18 protein-coding genes and 2 pseudogenes are annotated in these 22410 nt (G+C 62.2%); 12 read left to right on the top strand and 8 right to left on the bottom strand.

Annotation, left to right across the window (positions count from 1 at the left end; all coding sequences use genetic code 11):
- The first annotated feature begins 5 nt into the window (after nt 1–5).
- From QM701_RS01000 to QM701_RS00955, 10 genes are all read left to right on the top strand, one after another.
- Nucleotides 6–1949 carry an XrtA/PEP-CTERM system amidotransferase gene (locus QM701_RS01000; RefSeq protein WP_415165250.1) on the top strand — a complete coding sequence of 648 codons (1944 nt, stop codon included), beginning with the start codon at nt 6–8 and terminating at the stop codon, nt 1947–1949.
- 2 nt (nt 1950–1951) lie between these two features.
- A complete protein-coding gene (locus QM701_RS00995) occupies nt 1952–3181 on the top strand; it encodes a TIGR04063 family PEP-CTERM/XrtA system glycosyltransferase (RefSeq protein WP_415169323.1) in 1230 nt (409 codons plus the stop codon).
- A gap of 37 nt (nt 3182–3218) precedes the next feature.
- A complete protein-coding gene (locus tag QM701_RS00990; protein WP_415165249.1) occupies nt 3219–4538 on the top strand; it encodes a UDP-glucose dehydrogenase family protein in 1320 nt (439 codons plus the stop codon).
- A gap of 16 nt (nt 4539–4554) precedes the next feature.
- On the top strand, nt 4555–5733 hold the full coding sequence (locus QM701_RS00985; protein WP_415165248.1) for a glycosyltransferase family 4 protein: 1179 nt from the start codon (nt 4555–4557) through the stop codon (nt 5731–5733).
- 233 nt (nt 5734–5966) lie between these two features.
- Nucleotides 5967–7286 (top strand): putative O-glycosylation ligase, exosortase A system-associated, encoded by a 1320-nt coding sequence (locus QM701_RS00980; protein WP_415165247.1) that lies wholly within the window; start codon nt 5967–5969, stop codon nt 7284–7286.
- Between the two features lie 8 nt (nt 7287–7294).
- Entirely contained in the window at nt 7295–8395 is a 1101-nt protein-coding gene (locus QM701_RS00975) for an acyltransferase family protein (RefSeq protein ID WP_415165246.1), read from the top strand.
- Nucleotides 8396–8530: 135 nt separating this feature from the next.
- Nucleotides 8531–9163: a hypothetical protein gene (locus QM701_RS00970; protein ID WP_415165245.1), complete on the top strand. Its 633-nt coding sequence runs from the start codon at nt 8531–8533 to the stop codon at nt 9161–9163.
- Between the two features lie 107 nt (nt 9164–9270).
- Nucleotides 9271–10122, top strand: coding sequence for a polysaccharide deacetylase family protein (locus QM701_RS00965; RefSeq protein WP_415165244.1), 852 nt, complete (start codon nt 9271–9273; stop codon nt 10120–10122).
- A gap of 9 nt (nt 10123–10131) precedes the next feature.
- Nucleotides 10132–12126 (top strand): aminoacyl-tRNA hydrolase, encoded by a 1995-nt coding sequence (gene pth, locus QM701_RS00960; RefSeq protein WP_415165243.1) that lies wholly within the window; start codon nt 10132–10134, stop codon nt 12124–12126.
- 122 nt (nt 12127–12248) lie between these two features.
- Nucleotides 12249–13706, top strand: coding sequence for a lipopolysaccharide biosynthesis protein (locus QM701_RS00955; protein WP_415165242.1), 1458 nt, complete (start codon nt 12249–12251; stop codon nt 13704–13706).
- On the opposite strand, the gene QM701_RS00950 is transcribed toward QM701_RS00955, so the two are convergent.
- Nucleotides 13703–14869, bottom strand: a complete 1167-nt coding sequence (locus QM701_RS00950; RefSeq protein ID WP_415165241.1) for a Mur ligase family protein — start codon at nt 14867–14869, stop codon at nt 13703–13705. The genes QM701_RS00955 and QM701_RS00950 overlap by 4 nt on opposite strands.
- Nucleotides 14870–15140: 271 nt before the next feature.
- On the opposite strand from QM701_RS00950, the gene QM701_RS00945 reads away from it, so the two are divergent.
- Together QM701_RS00945 and QM701_RS00940 are read left to right on the top strand one after the other, a co-directional pair.
- The gene (locus tag QM701_RS00945) at nt 15141–16238 is read left to right on the top strand and encodes a Mur ligase family protein (RefSeq protein ID WP_415165240.1); all 1098 of its coding nucleotides are present in this window, start codon (nt 15141–15143) and stop codon (nt 16236–16238) included.
- Between the two features lie 88 nt (nt 16239–16326).
- On the top strand, nt 16327–18108 hold the full coding sequence (locus QM701_RS00940) for an asparagine synthase-related protein (protein WP_415165239.1): 1782 nt from the start codon (nt 16327–16329) through the stop codon (nt 18106–18108).
- Here QM701_RS00940 and QM701_RS00935 read toward each other — a convergent pair.
- The 7 genes and pseudogenes from QM701_RS00935 to QM701_RS00905 all read right to left on the bottom strand — a co-directional run bounded on the left by QM701_RS00935 (nt 18086) and on the right by QM701_RS00905 (nt 22397).
- Nucleotides 18086–18343, bottom strand: coding sequence for a hypothetical protein (locus QM701_RS00935; protein ID WP_415169322.1), 258 nt, complete (start codon nt 18341–18343; stop codon nt 18086–18088). The two genes, QM701_RS00940 and QM701_RS00935, sit on opposite strands and share 23 nt — an antisense overlap.
- Nucleotides 18318–18683, bottom strand: a pseudogene (locus QM701_RS00930) (hypothetical protein). Before QM701_RS00930 ends, QM701_RS00935 begins: the two are co-directional and overlap by 26 nt.
- Nucleotides 18684–18722: 39 nt before the next feature.
- Nucleotides 18723–19250: a glutamate ligase domain-containing protein gene (locus tag QM701_RS00925; protein WP_415165238.1), complete on the bottom strand. Its 528-nt coding sequence runs from the start codon at nt 19248–19250 to the stop codon at nt 18723–18725.
- A 29-nt stretch (nt 19251–19279) separates the two neighbouring features.
- Nucleotides 19280–19555, bottom strand: coding sequence for a Mur ligase family protein (locus QM701_RS00920; RefSeq protein WP_415165237.1), 276 nt, complete (start codon nt 19553–19555; stop codon nt 19280–19282).
- A 29-nt stretch (nt 19556–19584) separates the two neighbouring features.
- Nucleotides 19585–19749: pseudogene (locus tag QM701_RS00915) on the bottom strand (Mur ligase family protein); the annotation flags it as partial.
- A 253-nt stretch (nt 19750–20002) separates the two neighbouring features.
- On the bottom strand, nt 20003–21223 hold the full coding sequence (locus tag QM701_RS00910) for a hypothetical protein (RefSeq protein ID WP_415165236.1): 1221 nt from the start codon (nt 21221–21223) through the stop codon (nt 20003–20005).
- 91 nt (nt 21224–21314) lie between these two features.
- A complete protein-coding gene (locus QM701_RS00905) occupies nt 21315–22397 on the bottom strand; it encodes a D-alanine--D-alanine ligase family protein (RefSeq protein ID WP_415165235.1) in 1083 nt (360 codons plus the stop codon).
- Between the last annotated feature and the right edge of the window lie 13 nt (nt 22398–22410).

The following is a 22410-nucleotide window of genomic DNA, read 5'->3' as shown; positions in this document are numbered from 1 at the left end:
CAACGATGTGCGGAATAACAGGAATATTCGATACCCGCGGCCGGAGCAGCATCGACCGGGCCGTTCTGACGCGCATGAACGAAGCCCAGCACCACCGCGGCCCCGACGAAGGCGGTCTGCACGTCGAGCCCGGCGTCGGCCTGGGGCATCGGCGGCTGTCGATCATCGACTTGTCGACCGGCCAGCAGCCGCTCTACAACGAAGACGGCAGCGTATGCGTCGTGTACAACGGCGAGATCTACAACTACCTGGAACTCATTCCGGAACTGCAGGCCCTCGGCCACGTCTTTCACACCCGCAGCGACACCGAGGTGATCGTCCACGCCTGGGAGGCGTGGGGCGAGGCGAGCGTACAGCGTTTCCGCGGCATGTTCGCCTTCGCGCTGTGGGATCGCAACCGCGAAACGCTGTTCCTGGCGCGCGACCGGCTCGGCGTGAAGCCCTTGCATTACGCGTTGCTGCCCGACGGAACCCTGCTGTTCGGGTCCGAGCTGAAATCCTTGCTGGCGCATGGCGGGCTGCGCAAGGATGTCGATCCGCTTGCCGTCGAGGAGTATTTCGCGCTCGGCTACGTGGCCGAACCCCGCACCATCTTCATGCAGGCGCGCAAGCTGCCGCCGGCGAGCACCCTGCTGATCAAGCGCGGGCAGGCCGTGGGCGAGCCGCGCGAATACTGGGACGTGAATTTCACCGTCGATTCCCGGATCGACGAGGCGCAGGCGCGCGAGGAACTGACCGAGCGCCTGAAGGAATCGATCCGGCTGCGGCTGATGTCCGAAGTGCCGTTGGGCGCGTTTCTTTCCGGCGGCGTCGATTCGAGCGCCGTGGTGGCGCTGATGGCGGGCCTGTCCGACGATCCGGTGAACACCTGTTCGATCGCCTTCACCGATCCGGCATTCAACGAGTCCGAATTCGCCAAGAAGGTCGCGGCGCGTTACAACACCAATCATTACGTCGATGTCGTGGAAAGCGAGGACTTCGACCTGATCGACACGCTCGCGTCCCTGTACGACGAACCCTACGCCGACAGTTCGGCGATCCCCACCTATCGCGTCTGCCAGTTGGCCCGCCGGCATGTCACCGTGGCGTTGTCGGGCGATGGCGGCGACGAGAGCTTCGGCGGCTATCGGCGCTACCGGCTGCACATGATGGAAGAGCAGATGCGCTCGATGCTGCCTCATGGAATCCGCCGTCCGGTGTTCGGTCTGCTCGGACGCCTGTACCCCAAGGCCGACTGGGCGCCGCGTTTCCTGCGCGCCAAGACGACCTTCGAGGGCATGGCGCGCACGCCGGTCGAAGCCTATTTCCATTCGGTGTCGATCCTGCGCGGACCGATGCGCGACAAGTTGTTCAGCGACCGCTTCAAGCGCGAAATCGCCGGGTACGACGCGCGCGAGGTGTTCGAACGCCATGCGGCGCGCGCGGGAACGGACGACCCGCTGGCCTTGATCCAATATCTCGATCTCAAGACCTATCTCGTCGGGGACATCAACACGAAGGTGGACAAGGCCAGCATGGCGCATTCGCTGGAAGTGCGGGAGCCGCTGATGGATCATCCGCTGATCGAGTGGCTGGCCACCTTGCCTTCGTCGTTCAAGCTGCGCGGCCGGGAGGGCAAGTACCTGCTCAAGAAGACGATGGAGCCGCTGCTGCCCGAGGACGTCCTCTACCGCCCGAAGATGGGCTTCGCCGTTCCCCTGGCCCGCTGGTTCCGGGGACCGCTCAAGGAGCGTGTCCGCGACGCCATGCTCGGGGCGCGGCTGGCCGACACCGGCTGGTTCGATCGCGCCTACCTGCAGCATCTCGTCGACGCGCATCAGTCCGGCGCGCGCGACTACAGCGCGTCATTGTGGACCTTGCTGATGTTCGAGGCCTTCCTGCGCAACGTGCTGGACGGCAGCCCGGCGAAAGCGTCCGGCGCGCAACTGGCCTCTCCGGTAATGCCATGACCCTGCGAATCCTGCACGTCCTCGATCATTCGATCCCGCTGCACAGCGGCTACACCTTCCGTACGCTCTCGATCCTGCGCGAACAGCGCAAACTGGGATGGGCAACGTCGCACCTGACGTCGCCCAAACAGGTCGGCTGCACGGCGGACGAAGAGGAGGTCGACGGCTGGCATTTCTACCGGACCCCGGCGCTGAAAGGGGCTTCGGCGAATTGGCCCGTCCTGGGCCAATTCAAGCTGATGAGGCAGCTCGAGGAACGGCTGGCGGCCGTTGCCCGGCAAATCCGGCCGGATATCCTGCACGCGCATTCGCCCGTGCTTAACGCCATCCCGGCGCTGCGCGTCGGGCGCCGGCTCGGCCTGCCGGTAGTCTATGAAATCCGTGCGTTCTGGGAGGATGCGGCCGTTGACCACGGCACGACGACGGAGGGAAGCCTGCGCTACCGGATGACCCGCGACCTGGAAACCTGGGCGTTGCGAAGGGTCGACCGGGTGACGACCATTTGCGAAGGGTTGCGCTCGGACATCGTCGCGCGCGGCATTTCCGCCGAGAAGGTGACGGTGATTCCCAACGCCGTTGACATCGAATCGTTCGACTTCGGCGGTGAACCCGACACATCGCTCAAGGCGCGGCTGGGCCTCGCCTCGTGCACGCTGGTCGGTTTCATCGGCTCGTTCTACGCCTACGAGGGGCTCGATTTGCTGCTGGAGGCCCTCCCGCGCATTCTTGCCCGCCTGCCGGACGTGCGCCTGCTGCTCGTCGGCGGCGGACCGCAGGAGGCGGCGCTCAAGGCGCAGGCCGAACATCTGGGCATCGGCGACAAGGTGGTGTTCACCGGCCGGGTGCCGCACCAGGAAGTCCAGCGCTACTACGATCTGATCGACGTCCTGGCCTATCCCCGGCACTCGATGCGCCTGACCGATCTGGTGACCCCGCTGAAGCCGCTCGAAGCGATGGCGCAAGGCCGCCTCGTGGTAGCCTCCGACGTGGGCGGGCATCGTGAACTGATCCGCGACGGGGAAACGGGCATGCTGTTCCGGGCCGGGAACGTCAACTCCTTAGCAGAAACCGTCATGAGGCTGCTGGCCAAGCGGGAATATTGGCCGGAACTCAGAATCGCCGGCCGGCGCTACGTCGTCGAGGAACGCAACTGGACGCGCAGCGTGGCCAACTACCAGCAGGTCTACGGCAGCCTGATCGGTACGACAGAGCAGGAAGCACAGACGGCGTGATGCCGGGAATGAATCGAGCCAGACGATTGGGGAAGCAATGAAAATAACCGTGGTGGGCAGCGGCTATGTAGGACTGGTCAGTGGCGCATGCTTGGCCGAAGTCGGCAACGAGGTGCTCTGCCTTGACGTCGACCCGGAAAAAATCCGGATACTGCAGGAAGGGGGAATCCCCATATTCGAGCCCGGCTTGCAGGAAATGGTCCGGCGCAACGCAGCGGCCGGGCGGCTGCACTTCACCACGGATACCGAACAGGCCGTCCGGCACGGCACGATCCAGTTCATCGCGGTGGGGACGCCGCCGGACGAAGACGGTTCGGCCGACCTCAGCTACGTGCTGGCCGCCGCGGCCAACATCGGCCGCCTGATGACCGACTACAAGGTGGTGGTGGACAAGAGCACCGTGCCGGTGGGCACCGGCGCCAGGGTCAAGGCGGTCATTGCCGGCGAGCTGCGGAAGCGCGGCGTCGATATTCCCTACAGCGTGGTCTCCAATCCCGAGTTCCTCAAGGAAGGCGCCGCCGTCGAGGATTTCATACGTCCGGATCGCATAGTCGTCGGCGCCGAGGACGAACAGGCCATCCTCCTGATGCGCGCGCTGTACGCGCCGTTCCAGCGCAACCACGAGCGCCTGATCGTCACCGACGTGAAAAGCGCCGAACTGACCAAATACGCGGCTAACGCCATGCTGGCCACGCGCATCAGCTTCATGAACGAACTGGCCAACCTGGCCGAGCGAGTCGGCGCGGACATCGAGATGGTCCGCCAGGGCATCGGCAGCGATCCACGCATCGGATACCATTTTCTCTATCCGGGCTGCGGTTACGGCGGGTCGTGCTTTCCGAAGGACGTGAAAGCCTTGATCAAGACCGCCAGCGACGACGCGGGACTCCGTTTGCAGGTACTGAGCGCGGTCGAACAGGCCAACGAAGTGCAAAAGCACATCCTTGCCGAAAAGCTGAAGCGTCGTTTCGGCAGCCTCGCCGGAAAGCATTTCGCCTTGTGGGGGCTGGCCTTCAAGCCGAATACGGATGACATGCGCGAGGCGCCGAGCCGGGAACTGATCGCCGACCTGTTCGAAGCCGGAGCGACCGTCACTGCCTACGATCCCGCCGCGATGCACGAAGCGCGGCGCATCTACGGCCAGGATGCGCGCCTGGAATTCGCGGACGGGATGATGGAAGCGCTTTGCGGCGCCGATGCGCTGATCATCGTGACCGAATGGAAGGAGTTCCGCAGTCCCGATTTCGATGCCATCAAGGAACACTTGAAACAGCCGCTGATCTTCGACGGGCGCAATCTCTACGATCCGAAGCTCGTGCGTGGCATGGGCATCGAGTATTTCCCGATTGGAAGGTAAGCGGCCTGTCCCCGCGATGATCCGCACGCTGCTCTTTTCGACGCTGTACCCGAGTTCGTCGCGGCCGATGCACGGTTTATTCGTCGAGACGCGCCTGCGTGAACTGCTGAAAAGCGGCGAGGTCGAGACGCAGGTGGTGGCGCCAGTGCCCTGGTTTCCGTTCCCGGGAGAGCGTTTCGGAGAATATGGCAGATTCGCGGCCACGCCGCGCTTCGAGCGCCGCAACGGCGTGGAGGTTCATCATCCGCGCTATTTCCTGCCGCCAAAAGTCGGCATGCACGTCGCGCCTTACACCCTCGCGCGAGGCGCGTTGCCCGTAGTCAGACAACTGATTCGGGATGGATTCGACTTCGATCTGATCGACGCGCATTACTACTACCCGGATGGCGTGGCGGCCGGGCTGCTCGCCGAATGGCTCGGAAAACCGTTCGTCGTGACGGCGCGCGGTACCGATCTGAATCTGATTGCTCGATATGCCGTCCCCAGGCGGCTGATACTCCGAACGGCAGGGCAGGCCTTTGCTTCGATCGGCGTCAGCAAGGCGCTCGTGGATAAGCTCGCTTGCTTGGGCGCGGTGAGAGAGAAACTGCGGGTCTTCCGTAATGGCGTCGATCTGGAGCGGTTCCGCCCGGAAGCCAAATCTGCGGCGCGGCGGCGGCTGGGACTCGGCGCGGGCAGAATCTTGCTGTCCGTGGGAAATCTGGTTGAGCTCAAGGGCCACCATATTGCAATAGAGGCCTTGCCCGGACTGCCTTCGGACGTGTCTTTGGTCATTGCGGGTTCCGGTCCCGAGCGCCAGAAACTGGAGCAGCGCGCAGACGATCTCCATGTGCGCGATCGTGTCTTGTTTGCCGGGGGAATCGACAACCAGGAGCTCAGGTGGTGGTATAGCGCCGCCGACGCTCTGGTTCTTTGCTCCAGCCGGGAGGGCTGGCCGAACGTTCTGCTTGAAGCGATGGCGTGTGGCGTGCCGGCCATTGCCACGAATGTGGGAGGGGTGCCGGAAATAATTATGAATCCGGTTGCCGGACGGATAATGGAGAACCGTACTCCTCAGGCATTGGTCGATGCATGCCAGAGACTTTTTTCCGACCGCCATGATGCAGTAGCCGTGCGGGCCTTCGCCGAAGGATTCGGCTGGGACCTTACCACGCGGGCGCAAATCGGTTTATTCAGAGAGATCATGGGTGGGTGATATCCTAGCGCCCAAGTTATGTTTGATTGATGGTGTCGGGAGTTCGAGAAAATGGAATCAGTGCTGCTGGCTTGTGATGTCCTGGCAATGATCGTGCTCGTGATGTGGAGCGTCCGACGCGAACAGATCAAAACCAAAGACAGTGCATCGTGAATTGAAAAGCCGAAAGCGGTTCTTTCGACCTCGCCGAACTCGATCCATACCCTGTGTTTTCATTCACTGACTGAAAATAGATGCGCGATATCGTTCTGCTCTCCGGCTTTCTGGCCATGCTGCTGTTGGGGAAGATATTCAGATATCCACACATTGGCGCATTGTTGTGGTGCTGGACGGCGCTGTTGATCCCGAACACCTTCGTTTATGGATTCGCGCGCGCCATCCACTACAACAAGATCGTGGCGATCGTCGCGCTGGCGTCCTGGCTGTTTTCGCGCGAACCGAAGAAGCTGCCGTGGAATGGCACGCTGGTGCTGTTTGTCCTGTTCGGCATTTGCGGAACCGTGTCGGCTTTCACCGCGATTTCCAGTTCTGGAGATGCGCTGAGAGAATGGCAGGAATTCCTCAAGATCGTTCTTTTCGTCTTCGTGGTTGCCGGCCTCATGACCTCGAAGGACAGGATAATCGCGCTTCTTTACGCTGCGGTATTGTCGCTCGGCTTCCACGGCGTTCTCGCCGGCGCCAAGTTCATTGCTTCCCGGGGAGGTTCGCACATCTATGGGCCGGGCTCCTCCATCATTGGCGACAACAATCATTTCGCCCTGGCGGTCATCACGATCCTGCCCGTATTCTTCTACCTTTACCGTCAGGCGACGCACCGCTTCCTCAGGTGGGGGCTGTTGGGGTCCATACCGTTCCTGGTGGCAACGGTCATAGGCACGTCTTCGCGCGGGGGGCTGATCGGTCTGGTTGCCGTGGGCTTTCTCGCATTCATCCGCAGCCCGAAAAAGATTCGCAACGCCATCATCGCCGTGCCGCTCATCATCGCGGCGGTGTCGTTTGCGCCCCAGCGATGGGCCGACCGCATGGATACGATCAAGTCCGTCGAAGAGGACACGTCTTTCATGGGACGGGTGATCGCCTGGAAACAAAGCACGCTGATCGCCCTCGACAACCCGCTGTTCGGGGGCGGGTTCTACGCTGTGCAGGATTTGGCGGTCTGGCTGAAATACGCGCGGGAGTTCAGAAAACTGGATTTCATCCCGACACCGGACCCGAACATACGGGTCGCATTTGCGGCCCACAGCATCTATTTCCAGACGCTCGGCGATTTGGGATTCGTAGGATTGGGTCTTTTCCTGGCGATTCTTTTCACGTCCTGGCGCAATGCCTCGAACGTGATACGGGCGGTCCGCGACCGCCCTGACTGGCATTGGGCGCGCGATCTGGCGAGAACCCTTCAATACAGCATTTTCGCCTACGTTGTCGCTGGTGCCGCACTGAACATGGCCTATTTCGATTTCATGTACATGGTCTTTGCGATCCTCATCGCACTAAGAGGGCTTGTCGATTGTCCAAAGGGCAACGCTCCGGTCAGAACCGGATCGATGACTTGAGGGAGATCATGACCGGAAACGCACCAGCAAGCACGCTCAAGGCCTTGATCGGTTCGAACGTGAACTGCATCAAGGCGCTCCTTGCCTTTGTCGTTGCGGCGGACCATAACGAGTTTTTCTGGAAGCTTTTCCCGACCCTTTTCGAACCGATAACGTTTCCGGTGTTCGGTTATTTCCTCCTGATATTTACGTTCGGCAGGAAGATATGGAGCAAGGAATTCATCGCCGACCGTTGTGCCCGTTATCTGGTTCCCTACTGGTGGGCGCTGACGGCGGCCTCGGTCGCTTATTACTTCATGTACCAGCGGCACACCAACCCCGCGGAGAGCGTAGCCGCGTGGGCCTTGGCCGCGGTGATCGGCAACGCGCCGTTCGTCAAGCCGGCCTCGGGCTTCCTGATGCTGTGGTTCCTGCCCAGCCTGTTCGGCCTGACGTGCCTGATCGCCCTGTACAACACGATCCAGACGCGCTGGGGGCAATCCCTGGCCGTCGGCCTTGCCGTCCTGGCCCATTTGCTTCTCCCATTGCTGCCGCGGCTGACGATGCTGTGGATACCGTTCGGACTGGCCATCATGGCCAATGTGTTTATTCTTGGACTGATCTGGCAGCGGCTCCTCAGCGTGCGGCTGCCGAGATACTGGGGGCTGGTCGTCGCGGCGATCTTCGTGGCGAGCTATGGAAGACTGGTATCCGTTCCCGTGCATCTGGAAATGGCCACCTTTGAACTGGCGGGCATCAATGCGCCCGGAACCATGATCCTGCAGGACCTGGCTGGAATGTCGGGCGTGCTGACCATCGTCTGGCTGGCCAGCCTGACGCCAAAATTCCAGTGGCTCGAAGCGCTTGGAAAAAACTCCATATGGATTTATCTGTTCCACCCGGTGGCGTATGTCGTCCTGGGGAGGGTATGGATCGCCCGGCCGGATGATCCTATGGGCCCGCTCGGATATTGGGTCCATGGCTGCCTGACCGAGTTCGGCGCGATAGGCCTGGCATATCTGGCGGCGATCCTGATGTCCAGGTCAACATTCATCTCGGTGTGGATCATTCCCAGATCCTGGGAGCAGTGGCCGCCATCGAGGCTGCTCGCAAATGCGCGTGTCCTCTAGTCCGTGGTCTCCGATATTTGCAGATGGAAGGCGTATTACATGAACGTTGCACTTTTCGGCAAACTCGTCAGGCATGACCATCCTGAAACATCGCATCGGCGACATCGGCTTGCTCGTGCCGGGAGATCTTTCAACATGTCCATGCTTCAGCGGCTGGGTTTTTATGTCGTTCTTGCCTTGGCGTGCGGCAGCGCGGAGGCTGCGTCTGATCCCGTAACCAAGGAACAGTACCAGTTACTGCCGGAGTACTGCCGAAACCAGGAACACGTGGCACGGTTTCTGTATCGTCCGACCGCCGAGGGCGAATGGAGGCGCCGTCTCGGACAGGATTATCTGCACATTCACCATTATTGCTGGGGATTGGTGCACATGCTTAATGCCTACAGGCTGGGCGTAACCTCGGGAAAAGGCCGTTTCCAGTTCGAAGAAGCCGCCGACGATTTCCGGTTCTCCATCAATGCCACGCTGCTCAACGGCGGGAAGTCCCCCGGCAGCGCGCTGTTGCCGGAAATGTACACGAAGCTCGGTGAAGCGCTGCTTGGCGTGCGGGATTATAGAAACGCGGAAATAGCGTTCCGGAGTTCCTGGGAGATCAATCCGTCCTATGCGCCTCCCTACGTGTGGTGGGCGCAGGCTCTCCTGAAGCAGGGAAAAACCGGCGAAGCCCTGGCGGTGGCGGAGGAGGGGAAAAAGAACGCTCCGGATTCGAAATCACTGGCCAAGCTTATCGAAGAAATAAGAGGCAAGGGTACGTCGGCCAAGAAGTGACGGCCATGGGAGCTTTGCGGCCGCTACTGCGGGTCTTTTCCCCCGGCAGGAATCGGGGCCGGCTATTGGTGTTCATCTTCCATCGGGTTTTGCCGGAGAGGGACCCTTTGCGCAGGGACGATCCCGATACGCTTCAGTTCGACTGGATGCTGCGGCTGATCAGCAGGAATTTCACGGTCCTGCCATTGGGAAAGGCAGTGGAACGGTTGAAAAGTGGAACGCTGCCTGCCGCCGCGGCGTGCATCACTTTCGACGACGGGTACAAGGACAACCTGACGGTAGCCTTGCCGCTGCTGAGGCGGTACGGACTCTTCGCCACCTTTTTCGTCGCTGCGGGTTTTCTCGATGGCGGCCGCATGTGGAACGACGACATCATTGAAGCGATCCGGCTATCCCCTGCAGGTTTGCTGGACTGGTCCGAGTTCGAACTCGGCCGGCACGATCTTGCCTCCGACGACCATCGCCGGGCGACGATCGCCGCCGTGCTGGGCAAGCTCAAATACGCGCCCCATGACCAGCGCGCAAGAGCGGCACGGGAAATCGCTCGCCGTGCCGGAGTCGAGGATGCATCGGACCTGATGATGACCGCCGATGAGGTCAGAAGCCTGCGCGCGGCGGGCATGGAGATTGGCGGGCATACGTGGTCGCATCCGATCTTGAATTCCGTCGGCGACGATGAAGCCTATTCGGAAATCGTGCGGGGCAAGACCGAACTGGAGGCAATACTCCGGGAAAACATCAACCTGTTCGCCTATCCCAACGGCAATCCGGAGCGTGACTTTTCGCCCAAGCATGTCGCAATGATCCGTGAGGCGGGTTTCGCCGCCGCGGTGACTACCGAGCGCGGTGTGGGAAAAAGTGATTCCGATCCTCTTTTGATTCCTCGTTTTACGCCGTGGGATCGTACGCCGCTGCGGTTTGCGGCGCGTTGTGCGCTTGCCGTCGCTGGACGGATATAGAAACGGCGTATGGCCGGTGCCGACGGGATGATGACCATCAGCGCAATCAGAAAGGGATGTGAGTGGCGCCTGCTTCGCCTTAGGAACCTCTCTGCCGGTGTGCTGGAACGGTGTAGGAAGGGTATCCAGTGGCGGGTGAATGCCTATGCCTGGTCGGTTTTCAGCAGATCGATCTACAGGCTCGCACGCGTGCGCCGCATGATGTTGGGCAAAACGGTATTTATCGGCATCACCGGAAGCGCCGGCAAGACCACGGCCAAGGACTTGCTGGCGAGCATCCTGGAACGCCAGTTCCCCAAGGGAAGGAAAGGAGAGGGGACGCTCAACGGTCCTTATGACGTAGCCCGGCTCGTACTGCGTACCCGGCCGTCCGACGCCTATTGCGTTACGGAAATCGCCATCACCAACGAGGCCGGAATCGATTTTCCGTTGGCGCTGTTTCGGCCGTCGATCGGCGTGGTGACCACCATCGGCGGCGATCATGTCGCCGCCTACGGCAGTCTCGACGGCGTCGCCCAGGAGAAGTCCAAGCTCGTCAGGTCGCTGCCGGCGGACGGGATCGCCGTGCTCAATGCCGACGATCCTAGGGTACTGGCGATGGGCGCCGGTTTTTCCGGACGCGTCGTCACCTTCGGCACGGGCGCAAGCGCGATGGTCCGGGCGGAATCCATAGCGGCGGCGTGGCCCGAGCGCCTTGCCTTCACGGTGACTTGGCAAGGGGAAACCGTCCGTGTCCAGACCCGGTTGTGCGGCGCGCATTGGCTCCCCGCGGTGATGGCCGCGCTGGCGGCGGCGCTGGCCATGGGCGTTCCGCTGGCCACGGCGGCGGCAGCCATGTCGGCCGTCGAGCCGTTCGAAGGGCGCATGAGTCCGGTGGAGCTGGATGATGGCGTCACGTTCATCCGCGATGACTGGAAGGCGCCGTTCTGGGGCATCGCCCCGTCCTTCGAATTCATGCGGGAGGCGCGCGCATCCCGGAAAATCATCGTGATGGGCACGATCTCGGACTATTCCGGACCTTACACGCCGCGCTACGTCCAAGTCGCCCGCCAGGCGCTCGATATTGCCGATTGCGTGGTGTTTGTCGGCCCGCGCGCTTCGGCATGCATGCGGGCCAGGCAAGACGAAAGCGAACCGCTGTATGCGTTTCCGGCGATCAAGAACGCGGCGGCTTTTCTTGACGATTATCTTCGGCCGGGCGATCTCGTCTTGCTGAAGGGCTCGGTGCGTACCGATCATCTGGAGCGTCTGGTCCTGGCACGTACGGGTAAAGTGGCCTGCTGGCGCCTGGCATGCCACCGCATGTACTGGTGCAATCAGTGCGACCTTGTCCACGTGGCGGCCGAGGCGGACGGCAGCGCACCTTTCGCAGAGGAGCCGGATACGGACGGGGATGAGCCGTTGCCGGCCGATCCGGGGAAGGAGGCGAAACCGGATTTCGTCATCATCGGACTCGGCAATCCGGGCGAACGTTACGCATCTACGCGCCACAACATCGGGCAACAGGCCGTCGATCTGCTGGCCGAGCGCCTGGGCGCGGCGTGGACGACAGAGATGGAGCTGGCACACCTCGCCCGGACGAAATGGGAGGGCCAGGACATTCTTCTGGTCAAGCCGCTGGCCCGGATGAATGATCTCGGGCCGCCGCTGGCCCGGCTCGCTGGTAAAGCCGGCTTCGGCCCCGGCGAGTGCATCCTCCTGCACGACGACATGGACTTGCCGCTGGGGACCATTCGCGGACGATTGCGCGGCGGCGATGGCGGGCACCGGGGCGTCCGGTCGATCATCGAGGCCTTCCAGGACGATCGGATCGGCCGCGTGAAAATCGGAGTCGGGAAACCGGAACCGGGGCAGACCGTCGATGAATTCGTTCTGGAGCCGTTCCCGCCCGAAAAACAAGCTGAGGTGGACGCAGCCTTGAGCAAGGCGTCCGGCCAGGTGTTCAGGTTGATCAAGGATGCCTTGCATGCTCCTCGAACAGCGGCGGATTCGCCTCCTGCGTGAACGTTTCTGTCTTCCCGGCGCGACGCGGCTGCTAGAATCGCAGACTTTCAGATGACGGATCGGCGTCCCTCGCGGGTTCCCGACGAATCCCCGAGCGGCGGCCCGTTGCAGATCAAAATACGATGACTCTCAGAGCAAAGACGCTGTCCGGGTTTCGCTGGACTGCCAGCGTCAGACTGGCCAGCCAGGTCATTTCCTGGGCAATCACGCTTCTCGTGGTGCGCATCCTGACGCCGGCCGACTACGGGCTGCTGGCGATGGCCACGGCGTTCATCATGTTCTTCCAGATGTTCGCCGAACTGGGGCTCGGCCCCGCTCTCGTGCAGAAGGCCGAGCTGGGCCTGGACATGATGAAGCAGACGTTCGGCATCGTCCTGGCGATCAATGTGGGGCTGGCGTTGATCCTGTTCCTCGCCGCACCGCTCATCGCGGCGTTTTACAGCGAACCGAAAGTGACCTTGCTGATCCGGGTTCTCTCGCTGCAGTTTCTCCTCGGCGCGTTGAACGTCATCCCGAGCGTCCAGCTGCTGCGGCGGATGGAGTACCGCAGCCGGTCGCTGCTCGACCTGATCGAAACCATTCTCGCCAGCTGCACGACGCTTGGCGTGGCCTGGGCGGGGGGCGGCGTCTGGTCGCTGGTGGCCGGAACCTTCGTCGGGCAGATCCTGCACACGATCGGCATGAACTGGCTGTCGCCGTTTCCCCACTTGCCGAGCTTCTCGCTGAAAGGCATGCGCTCGGTGCTGACCTTCGGCGGCAACATGACGCTGGCCGGGATGATCGGCATGTTCTGCGCGCAGAGCGACACGTTCATTGGGGCGCGGATACTGGGGAACGAACTGTACGGCTTCTATTCCGTCGGCGTGAATCTCGCATCCTTGCCGAGCCAGAAGCTCAACGGACTGGTCAACGGCGTCGCGTTTCCCGCCTTTTCGAGCATCCAGGGCGATCTTGCCAGGGTTTCCCAGTATGTCCTGCTGGGCATCCGGGTGCTGGCGTGTTTCGCGTTTCCGGTGCTATGGGGAATGTCCAGCATCGCGCCGGAGATCGTCGAAGTGATCCTCGGCCCCAAATGGATGATGTCGATCCTGCCGTTGCAGGTGCTGGCGCTGGTGGTGCCGCTGCGGATCTTCGCCAATTTCGTGGGGACGGCCACGCAGGGGCTGGGTCGCACCGATCTTACGCTACGCAACACCTGCCGTGCCCTTCTGATCGGACCTCCGCTGCTGTTCCTCGGCACCTCGGTAGGCGGGTTGACCGGTTTGAGCCTTGTTTCGCTGATCATCGCTCCGGCGGTATATCTTCCTTTCTACGTGAGCTGCGCGCCGGTGCTCGGATTGCGTCCGAGGCAGTTTTTCCAGGCGCTGTCGTCGCCGGCAGGCGCGGCATTGATCATGTACGCTGCCGTTTTCGCAGTACGCCATCTGATCGGTGACGAACTGCACGGCGCGATGCGCATGTGCGTCCTGATTGCCGTCGGCGCGTTGTCTTACCTGGGCGCGTCGCTGGTTATCGACCGCAAGGGAGCGCTGCAGGTGCTCGACGTCGTGCGCAGCATCGTCGTGACGAAACGCGCCTAGGCCACCGAAGCTTTAGTCATTTCCTTAAGCCGGACCACCACCTTCCACATCTGGGAGGAATGCGACCCCTTGACCAGAAGGTAGTCGTTTTCGCGGATGAGTTGCGCGATGCGTTCGGCGCACGCCGCGCTGGTCTCGAACCAGATATCCGGTTTGTAGTGCCTGGCGAGCTCGCCGACACCGATCACCACATCGGCGCAGACTCGCGCGTGAACGCCGATTTCCTCGTGGTAGCGCGAGCCGTCGTCACCCAGTTCAGCCATGGCGCCGAGAATGGCCAGTCGCCGTCGATCGCCCGCGACCTCCTTGAGCGTATCGAGGCCGAGCCTCATCGACAGCGGGTTGGCATTGTAGGTGTCGTCGATGACCGTCATTCCTCCGACATCGAAGCTGTCGAGCCGGCCAGGCGGATTCTTGAAGTCACGGGTCGCCGATTCGGCGATTGGCGCCGGTATGCCGAGCTGCCGGCAGACGGCCAGGGCGACGTTCCGCGCCAGTTCCACTCCGCGGCCCTGGACCGTCACCACGGGCGCGCGCGCCATCCCGCGCAGCCGCTCCACGTAAGGGTGGCCGTCGCCCAGGATCACCAGTCCGCGGGAAGGTACGGCCCGGACCAGGGCGCCTTTTTCCTCGACCAGGCCGTCGAGCGTCTTCATCTTCTCCAGATGCGCCGCGCCGATCGTGGTGACGACGGTAATATCCGGCGGCGCGATGGTGACGAGACGTTCCAGGTCCGCCGTGGGGCCGACGCCGCACTCCAGCACGAATACTTTGGGATACGTTCCGATCAGCGCGCGCAGGGCCCGGTACGTGGCGCGAATCACCAGCCACATCCGCGCCGCCTGATTCCATGGAACCATTAGAAACTGGTCGAAGCGGAGGAGGGTGGCGGCTACTCCCCAATTGTCGTTCATGTTCTCCCGGGTGTAGAAGATCGGCCCGATCAATCTTTCGGCATCGGGGTGCGACAGGGTGGAGCCGATCATCTCCGTCGTCGTGCTCTTGCCGGCCGATCCGGTTACCGCGATGACGTACGGCTTGCGCATCCGATGTACGCATCGGCCGAGAAAAATCACGTACGCCACCAGGCGCCTTTCCGGAATGATCGATTCCAGTATGCGGTCGATGAAGAAACGTTTCACTTTCCGGATGATGAACTGCATCTCCCGTGTCCTCCCTTGGATCTGTTCGGCTGTCGAGGAACTTCCGGGCGCCCGAGTGGCTCTAGGGGGTTAGAGTAAGTTAACCCAAAAAAATGCGGAAGCCCATACCTCGAAAACCGATGATCTTGCCAGTGCTTCGGCGGTGCAACGTTTCTTGTGACATTGCGCAAAGTCGCTTCCTTTCCGAAACATCCGGACGGTCCATAACCATGGAGCATGTGAAATGGTCCACAGACTAAAGAGATTCGTTGTAGATCGGATCTTGGAGCCATTGGTTCCGCTACGCAGACTGGAGTCATTCACCATCTTCCTGGGGAAGCTCGTTTTCCGGATTCGCAAGCCGTTCATCATCGCCGTCACGGGGTCCGTCGGGAAAAGCACGACGACCGCGCTGATCGCCTCCGTCCTTGCCAGCAAGGAAGCCGGGAGGATCGTCGGTCCGGTGGGCTCGACCGTCGAGAACATGAACGACAATCTCGGGGTTGCCGCGACCCTGCTCAGGTTTGACGGCGTGCTCGAACTGCCTTGGAACTACCTGGACAGGATGGCGCTGCTCCTGTTGCTGCCATTTCGGGCCATGCGCGTCCTCTGCGGCAGCTACCCGAAGGTCATGGTCCTGGAGTGCGGGGTCGGAGATACGGCCAATCTCCATGAGCTGGTAGCCCTGGCGCCGCCGACGGTATCCGTGGTGACGCGCATCGGCGCGGCCCACCTGCAAAAGCTCAAGACCATCGATGGCGTGATCGAGGAAAAGGGGGCGCTCGTCCGTGCCGTGCCGCCGTCGGGACTGGTCGTCCTGGGGCAGGATCATGAGTATGTCGCGCGCTTCGAGCAGATGGCACGCGCTCCCGTCGTCAAGGTACCGGGCCAGGGGGTGGAACTCTCGCAGAACATTGCCCGCGCCATCTGCCGGTACATGGGTATTCCGGATGAAGTCGTCGCCTCCGCGCTCAAGGATTTCAAGAACCCGAAAGGTCGCCTGAATCGGCTGCAGGTTGGCGATATTCTGATCATTGACGATACGTACAACGCGAACCCCCTATCGATGAAACTCGGTCTCGACACTTTGGCGCGTGAAGCCGGACAAGGCACCCGCAAGCTGGCGGTATTGGGTGGCATGAGTGAACTGGGCGAGAACGACGCATCCTTCCACGAGGAGATTGCAGCCTATGCCCGCAGTCGGTCGGATCTCCTGGTCGGCGTAGGGGACCTTGCCAGGCGCTACAATCCGGATATCTGGTTCGAGACCAGCGAAGCATGCGCCGATCAAATCGCCAAGCTGGTACATCCCGGCGACTGCGTTTTCGTCAAGGGGTCCGCGTCGACCCGGATGAGCAGGGTGGTCGAAAGGCTCCGGGAAGTGGCCTGACGAGGACGACGGTGCGCCACGCGGATATGGCTACGCCCGGCCCGCTTTGCATTATGCTCGGCACCGGAAGAAAAAAACGGAGAACGCAATGACAATTCTCGCAGGCGTGATCAGCCGCACTCCTTCGGCGTCCGTCCCGGATGCGCTGTGCGCCGCATTGAGGCGAACGATTTCGCGGGACCCGGCCGATCGGCCGATCGAATTTCGTACGCCGCATTGTTTTTTCATCAAGGTTGACATTGGCGCCTTCGGCCGGCCGGCGCACCACCAATCGCCGGAGGGAAGCTTTGCCATGCTGGCTGGCGAGCCGCTGCTCGTCTGCGACGGTCCGCGAGGCGAGGAACGCGACGCGCATCTCGAGTATCTGCAGGCAGCCTGGGACAATGGGGATTTCAGCCCGCTGCGCCATGCAAGCGGCACTTTTTGCGCCGCGTATTTCGATCCGCGCCATGGCACTGCGCGACTGGTGGCCGACCGCCTCGGCCTGCGCACGCTTTATTATGCCGTCACCGAGCAATTCGTCTTTTTTTCCAGCGCGTTGAGGATTCTGGAGGCACTCGACGACCTGCCCAAGACGATGGATGTGGTCGCTCTCGTGGAGATCACCGGTTTTGGCTATCCCTTCGGCGGCGGTACGCCGTATGCGGGAATCAGAATGATGCTGCCCTGCGAGATGATCACCGTGGGGCCGGATGGCATCCGCTCGTCACGCTACTTCCGGTGGGATGCGATCAAGCTGGTGCAGGCTTCTGGCGAGGAGATGCGGGAGGCGACGCATCATCTGTTCCAGCAGGCGATACGCCGGCGTCTTCGCGGCGACCGGACGACGTTCGCCTATCTCAGCGGTGGACTCGATTCGCGTTGTACGGTGGCGGGCCTTCTTGCCGAAGGCGCACGGGTATATACCTTCAATTTCTCGCCCCCGCGCACGCAGGACCAAGTTTTCGCGCTCCAGTATGCGGAAAAGAGCGGCGCCGTCCATCACGAAACTCCCGCGGGCGCCAACCCCAACTGGTCGGCGATCATGGCGGATGCGTGGCGCGCATCGCCGCGCCGCGCGGAGCGGATGCCCGAGCGTCTCAACGTCGTATGGACCGGGGAGGGGGGAAGCGTCGGCCTGGGGCACGTCTATATCACGCCGGAGATCGTCAAGACCTTGCGGGCCGGAGACAGCGCCGGCGCTGTCGACGTCTTCCTGCAACAGCAAAGGAAGTCGCTATTATCGAGAATCCTGAATGACGATGTCGCTTCGTCCTTGCGGGGACATCTGCAGAAACGCCTGCTGGACGAATTGAAGGAAATCGATTATCCCGATCCCGTACGTGCGTTCTACATCTTCCTCAACCTCAATGGGCCGCGCCGGCACCTGGTAAAGCATTTCGAGACGATCGATCAGCACCGCCTCGAATTCCAGGTTCCGTTCTACGACAGCGAGTTTCTCGAATACCTGACAGCACTTCCCGTCGATCCGTGCCTGTATCATCGCTTTTACGTGCAGTGGCTGTCGTCCTTCGATCCGGCTGTTCGCGAAGTTCCCTGGCAAGCGTATCCGGGGCACACGCCAAGCATTGTTCCGGTGCCCGACGATCTGCCGGATCAATGGGGTGGAGGTTCGTCCAGCGCGTATCGATCGAGTCCGGACGATGATCTGATCGAACGCGCCAAAGCCATGTTGTCGGCTCCGGATTTCCCGTTCCGCGTGCTGCATAAAGGCAGTCTACGGCTGATGTTGTGGGCTACGAAACTCGGGCTGGGAAACTATGGCTATGCCTTGAAAGCAGGGCTGGCCTACTACGAATGCATGAAGACCTGCAAAGGGAAATATGAATTGCCGACCACGCTCGGCGTTACAGAGGCTCAGGTCGCTTGACGGCGTTCTGGTGCTGCTGTCGGCGGTCAAGGCAATTTAGTGTTCTTGCGAGTTCGAGCACTTGCGCGGCGGCTGCCTGAATCGACTGGCGGACAGCTTCGCGGTCCGATGCATCGAACGGTGACAGCAAGTAGTCGATCTGCCTGCTTTTCGCCCCATCCTTGCCCACTCCGATCTTCACCCGCCGGAACGCGTCGGTCTGAAATGCTTCAAGAACCGAGGCGACGGCCGCGATGGGTGCCGGCGCCTCCGGCTATTCGCCGGCGTACTTTCCCGAGCGGCAGGTCAAGATCGTCAAACACCAAGATGCACCGCTCCGGCGTGAAGGCCAGATTCTCCGCAAGCTGTTTCAGCACGCCGCCGGTCAGGTTCATGTGCTGCCGCTCCTTGATGAGGCAGATCAGTTAACCGCTCTCCATGCTGCGTGCCATCCAGGCTCCGGGCAATGTCTCCCAGGTGAACGCAAGGAAAGCCGCCATGTGATCCATGCAGGCAAAGCCGATGTTGTGCGGCGTTCCATCGTACTTGGCGTCGCAGTTGCCAAGGCCAACGACGACGGTGGTTTCCGGTTGCAAAGGCGCGAGCGGAGGGTCGTCGATTCCAGGGCCGAACGGTCAAGGGATGCCTGAGTAGGCACTTCCCAGGGACGATGCCTGCCGGGGCAGGCATCGCAGAACATCACCCGCTTGCAGTCGTCTCTCCAGCAGGCAATGCTGCCGCTGCGCGCGAGGATGATCTCCAGGCGGCTCGCCGCAACGGCCCTTGTGGGCGCTCGAGGCCCAGGGGCCGGCAAACACGGCAATGTCAGCGACGTCGAGCACCTTGTTCGCGGCTTTGGCGTATTTTTCTCCCTTGCCCGGGCCCGTATCCGACAACTCGCCGATGACCACGATCTTGCGCGCCGCGTGCGCCGCGCGCATGAATTCGAGGGAAGCGTCAAGCGTCCATAGCGGCGCCTTGAAATCGTCGCGGATGAAGGTCACTCCGTCGTCGGTAGTCACAGGCTGCATGCGCCCTGTGAAAGGCGCAATGTGTTCGATGGCTTCCGCGCATTCGGTCAGGCTCAGGCCGCTCGCCAGTCCGCCACCGATGGCGCCGAGCACCGACGGCACGAAATGCGCGCCGCAGAGCCGGGTACGCACCCGGACGCGTTCATCGCCGTAAATGACGGTCAGCGCGAGGCGGCCGGGCCATGCCGCGTCGATGCTTCCGCGCGCAGGCGAGCGGCCGGGGAAAGTCCGTACGTGATGATCCGGCCCCGGCATGCGTCGGCCATGGCCAGAACGCGCTCATCATCCGCGTTGAGCACCGCCGTTCCGGACCGCGGCAGCGAGGCCACCAACTTGCCCATCTTCCGCGCGATGCCTTCTGGCGACTCGTAAGCGGATACATGGTCATTCCTGGCCACCGTGACGATGCCCACGCCGGGTCGTAGCAGGGGCAGCATTCGTCCATCACGCCGGGTTTGCCCTCGGTGAGCTCCGCTACGCAAAAATCGTGCTCGGGGCGCATCCTGAGGATCATGCGCGCAATGAACGGCAGCACGTTCTCGTTGCCCGATGTCCCGAGTCCTCGCCTTCGCTGCGCCAGGATGCCGGTCAGTAGTTCCTTGGTCGTGCTTTTGCCCGCGCTGCCGGTGATGCCAAAGAATACCGGATTCCGCTAAAACGGCCGCCAGGCCTTGGCGGCCGCGATGGCCGAACGATCGGTGGCGCGCTCGACGAAAGGGGCCCACGTCCGCCGGATTCTCCAGGCCAGGGCGGATCGGAAATCCCCGAGTGTCTTGCCGGGCGAACGGTCCATTACCTTGTCACTCATCGGTCTAGCCTCCCGCAAGCACAGGCGCGGCGCCGGGGTGCCGCATGGAACGTCTCGACGCGCTCTTGCGGTCTTCTCAACCGATTGCGAAAAAATATGTCCGCGTGTTGACCGCGTTTTGCAACACACACCCTTTCAGCTTTCTGCTGTAGGCGAACCGGCCATACGTTCCGTTTGGCACGGCGGCACTCGGCGTGATACCGGAGAACTCGATTTCCCCCCATGCCCAGGGGTCCCTTCTTGGTTCGCCGGTGGGCGTCAAAGTTCCTATGGACGTTGTGCTGCCGGCATGGTGCCAGGCCAGTATTCTGGTTCCGTCCCATTCACAGCCGGAACCTCCGTTAAAGACCAATCCTTTCGGGAAGGTGCCGATGGCTGTAGGGGTGTAAAGGGAACCTCTTTCCGGGTCCCACACGCAGAATTTGTTTGGTTTGGCGCCGTCCACCTGGAAGATGAGATCGTGTTCGGGCAGGAAGATCAGACGCTTCGCGCTCCATGAGGGGTCCTTGGCCCAGCGGGTGAGCACGACCCAGTTCCAGTTGCGCAGATCCAGATAGCTCGGGTGGCCTTCCGCGGAGCTCTTGTACCAGATCAGGTGCCGGGAGGGGTCGTAGCAGCCGGCGCCGGCCATCGTCGCGCCGGGCGAGGGATGCACGGCCTTGACCGACCATTCGCCGGTCTGCTCATCAAGCAGCAGCGTCCGCGCGGTCCCCATCGAGCCGTTCCAGGAGGTGTTGCCCTGCACGACCATGACCGGCCCAATGCCGGGAACATAGACGGGCTTGTTGAAGCTGTGCACCGCGCGCGGGCGGCCGTCCGCATAGTTGCCGGTCAACTCCTTTCCGTCCTGGGTCTTCAGAATGTTCCCGATGGCGCCGGAGGGCGGACGGGTCATGACCCATGCGGGCTGGTCGTCGATCAGCCTGAGTCGGTACCCTTCGTTTCCCGCGTAATCGCCGTGTCCTCCCTGCAGGGGAAGCCAAAGGGTTCCTCCGTGCTCATCCCAGCAGGCGCCGCACCACGGCAGCACGACTCCCGCTTGTCCCAGCGATCCGCTCCATTCGGGAGCGTTCGGATAGACGGGGTTGATCGCCGGGTTTTTCGCGGGATCGAGATCGGAAAGACGGTTGCGGCCGATCTGCGCGATCCGGCCCGGCTGGATCGCCTGCCGCCACGCCGGAATGCGGAAATGCTCCTGCTCGGCGGCAGCCTCGGCGCGGGGCGCACTTTTCGCGCTAGCCGCCAACCCCCAGCCGCAAGCGGCAATCAGACCGTTCAAAAAGTCTCTTCGCTGCATGAGTGGGTTCCTGCCAAAGAGCTCGCCTGCAAGGATTCCGGACCCGGCCGGGCGGTTGTCCGCGAACCTGTCGGGAAGCGGTCCTCAATCGCTATTTTTCACAGCGAATGGATTTTCTCTCCTCGTGCCGCGCCACTGCCATCCCGATGAGGGTGTCCAGCAGCGCCGGATAGGAGAGGCCGGACGCGACGCACATCCGCGGGAACATGCTGATGTTGGTAAACCCCGGTATCGTGTTGATTTCGTTTAGAAATACCCGGCCCGTATCCTTGTCGAGGAAGAAATCGACGCGCGCCATGCCTTCGCAGCGGACTGCCACGTAAGCGGCCTTTGCCGTGCGCATGATGAAGTCGCGGGTCTCCTGCGGCAGGACAGCCGTGTCGACGAGGCTCGCCCCGTCCGGGTCGGTGTATTTCGCTGCGTAGTCGTAGAATCCGTGCGTGCCTCCGGGGACGATCTCGCCAGGCACGAAGGCGCTTATGTTTCCGGAGTTGCCGATGACCGCGCATTCGATCTCGCGGGCATTGATGAAGCGTTCGAGCAGCGCGCGCCGGTCGTACTTGAGGGCATCCGTCAGGGCGGCTTCCAGCGCTGCCTTGTCCGCCACCTGCGCAGCCCCCAGCGACGAACCCGCGGAGCAGGGCTTGACGAAAAGCGGCCAGCCCAGGCGATCTCCAGCCGCCGCGCACTCGTCCCGGGTGCTCGCCCGGTCGACGACCGCGAAGTCCACGATCGGCAGCCCCGCATCCCGCCACAGGCGCTTGGCGGCTTCCTTGTCCATCGAGGCGGCGCTGCCCAGCACGCCCGCCCCGACGTAGGGAAGGCCCGCGATCTCGAGCAGGCCCTGGACCGTGCCGTCTTCCCCGAAACTGCCGTGCAATACCGGGAACACGCAATCGATGGCCAGCCGCCCGGCTGCTCCGGCGTGAATGCCGTCGGCCGGCACGATCGACACCGGCGTGGAGGAGGGCGTGATGCACAGCGCCTCGCCTTCGCCCGGAACAGTCCGGGATATCACTGGATCTTGCAGATGCCAGTACCCGGCCTTGTCGATGCCGATCACGGTGACGCGATATTTCGAGGGGTCGAGATTTTTGACGACGGAGGCCGCCGATTTGAGGGATACCTCGTGTTCGCCCGATTTGCCGCCGTAAAGAACGCAGATATTCAACATGTTTCCCTCTCTT

Origin of the sequence: Propionivibrio sp. (genome assembly GCF_047602565.1) — a bacterium.
Taxonomy (GTDB): Bacteria; Pseudomonadota; Gammaproteobacteria; order Burkholderiales; family Rhodocyclaceae; genus Propionivibrio.
Note: the sequence above shows the minus strand (reverse complement) of the source record. Positions and strands in the feature narration are given on the sequence as shown.

Bases quoted from the DNA above. Each gene is read 5' to 3' on its own strand.
- QM701_RS01000 (WP_415165250.1), top strand. From the start codon at position 6: ATGTGCGGAATAACAGGAATATTCGATACCCGCGGCCGGAGCAGCATC.
- QM701_RS00990 (WP_415165249.1), top strand. From the start codon at position 3,219: ATGAAAATAACCGTGGTGGGCAGCGGCTATGTAGGACTGGTCAGTGGC.
- QM701_RS00985 (WP_415165248.1), top strand. From the start codon at position 4,555: ATGATCCGCACGCTGCTCTTTTCGACGCTGTACCCGAGTTCGTCGCGG.
- QM701_RS00980 (WP_415165247.1), top strand. From the start codon at position 5,967: ATGCGCGATATCGTTCTGCTCTCCGGCTTTCTGGCCATGCTGCTGTTG.
- QM701_RS00975 (WP_415165246.1), top strand. From the start codon at position 7,295: ATGACCGGAAACGCACCAGCAAGCACGCTCAAGGCCTTGATCGGTTCG.
- QM701_RS00970 (WP_415165245.1), top strand. From the start codon at position 8,531: ATGTCCATGCTTCAGCGGCTGGGTTTTTATGTCGTTCTTGCCTTGGCG.
- pth (WP_415165243.1), top strand. From the start codon at position 10,132: ATGGCCGGTGCCGACGGGATGATGACCATCAGCGCAATCAGAAAGGGA.
- QM701_RS00955 (WP_415165242.1), top strand. From the start codon at position 12,249: ATGACTCTCAGAGCAAAGACGCTGTCCGGGTTTCGCTGGACTGCCAGC.
- QM701_RS00950 (WP_415165241.1), bottom strand. From the start codon at position 14,869: ATGCAGTTCATCATCCGGAAAGTGAAACGTTTCTTCATCGACCGCATA.
- QM701_RS00940 (WP_415165239.1), top strand. From the start codon at position 16,327: ATGACAATTCTCGCAGGCGTGATCAGCCGCACTCCTTCGGCGTCCGTC.
- QM701_RS00920 (WP_415165237.1), bottom strand. From the start codon at position 19,555: ATGCTGCCCCTGCTACGACCCGGCGTGGGCATCGTCACGGTGGCCAGG.
- QM701_RS00910 (WP_415165236.1), bottom strand. From the start codon at position 21,223: ATGCAGCGAAGAGACTTTTTGAACGGTCTGATTGCCGCTTGCGGCTGG.
- QM701_RS00905 (WP_415165235.1), bottom strand. From the start codon at position 22,397: ATGTTGAATATCTGCGTTCTTTACGGCGGCAAATCGGGCGAACACGAG.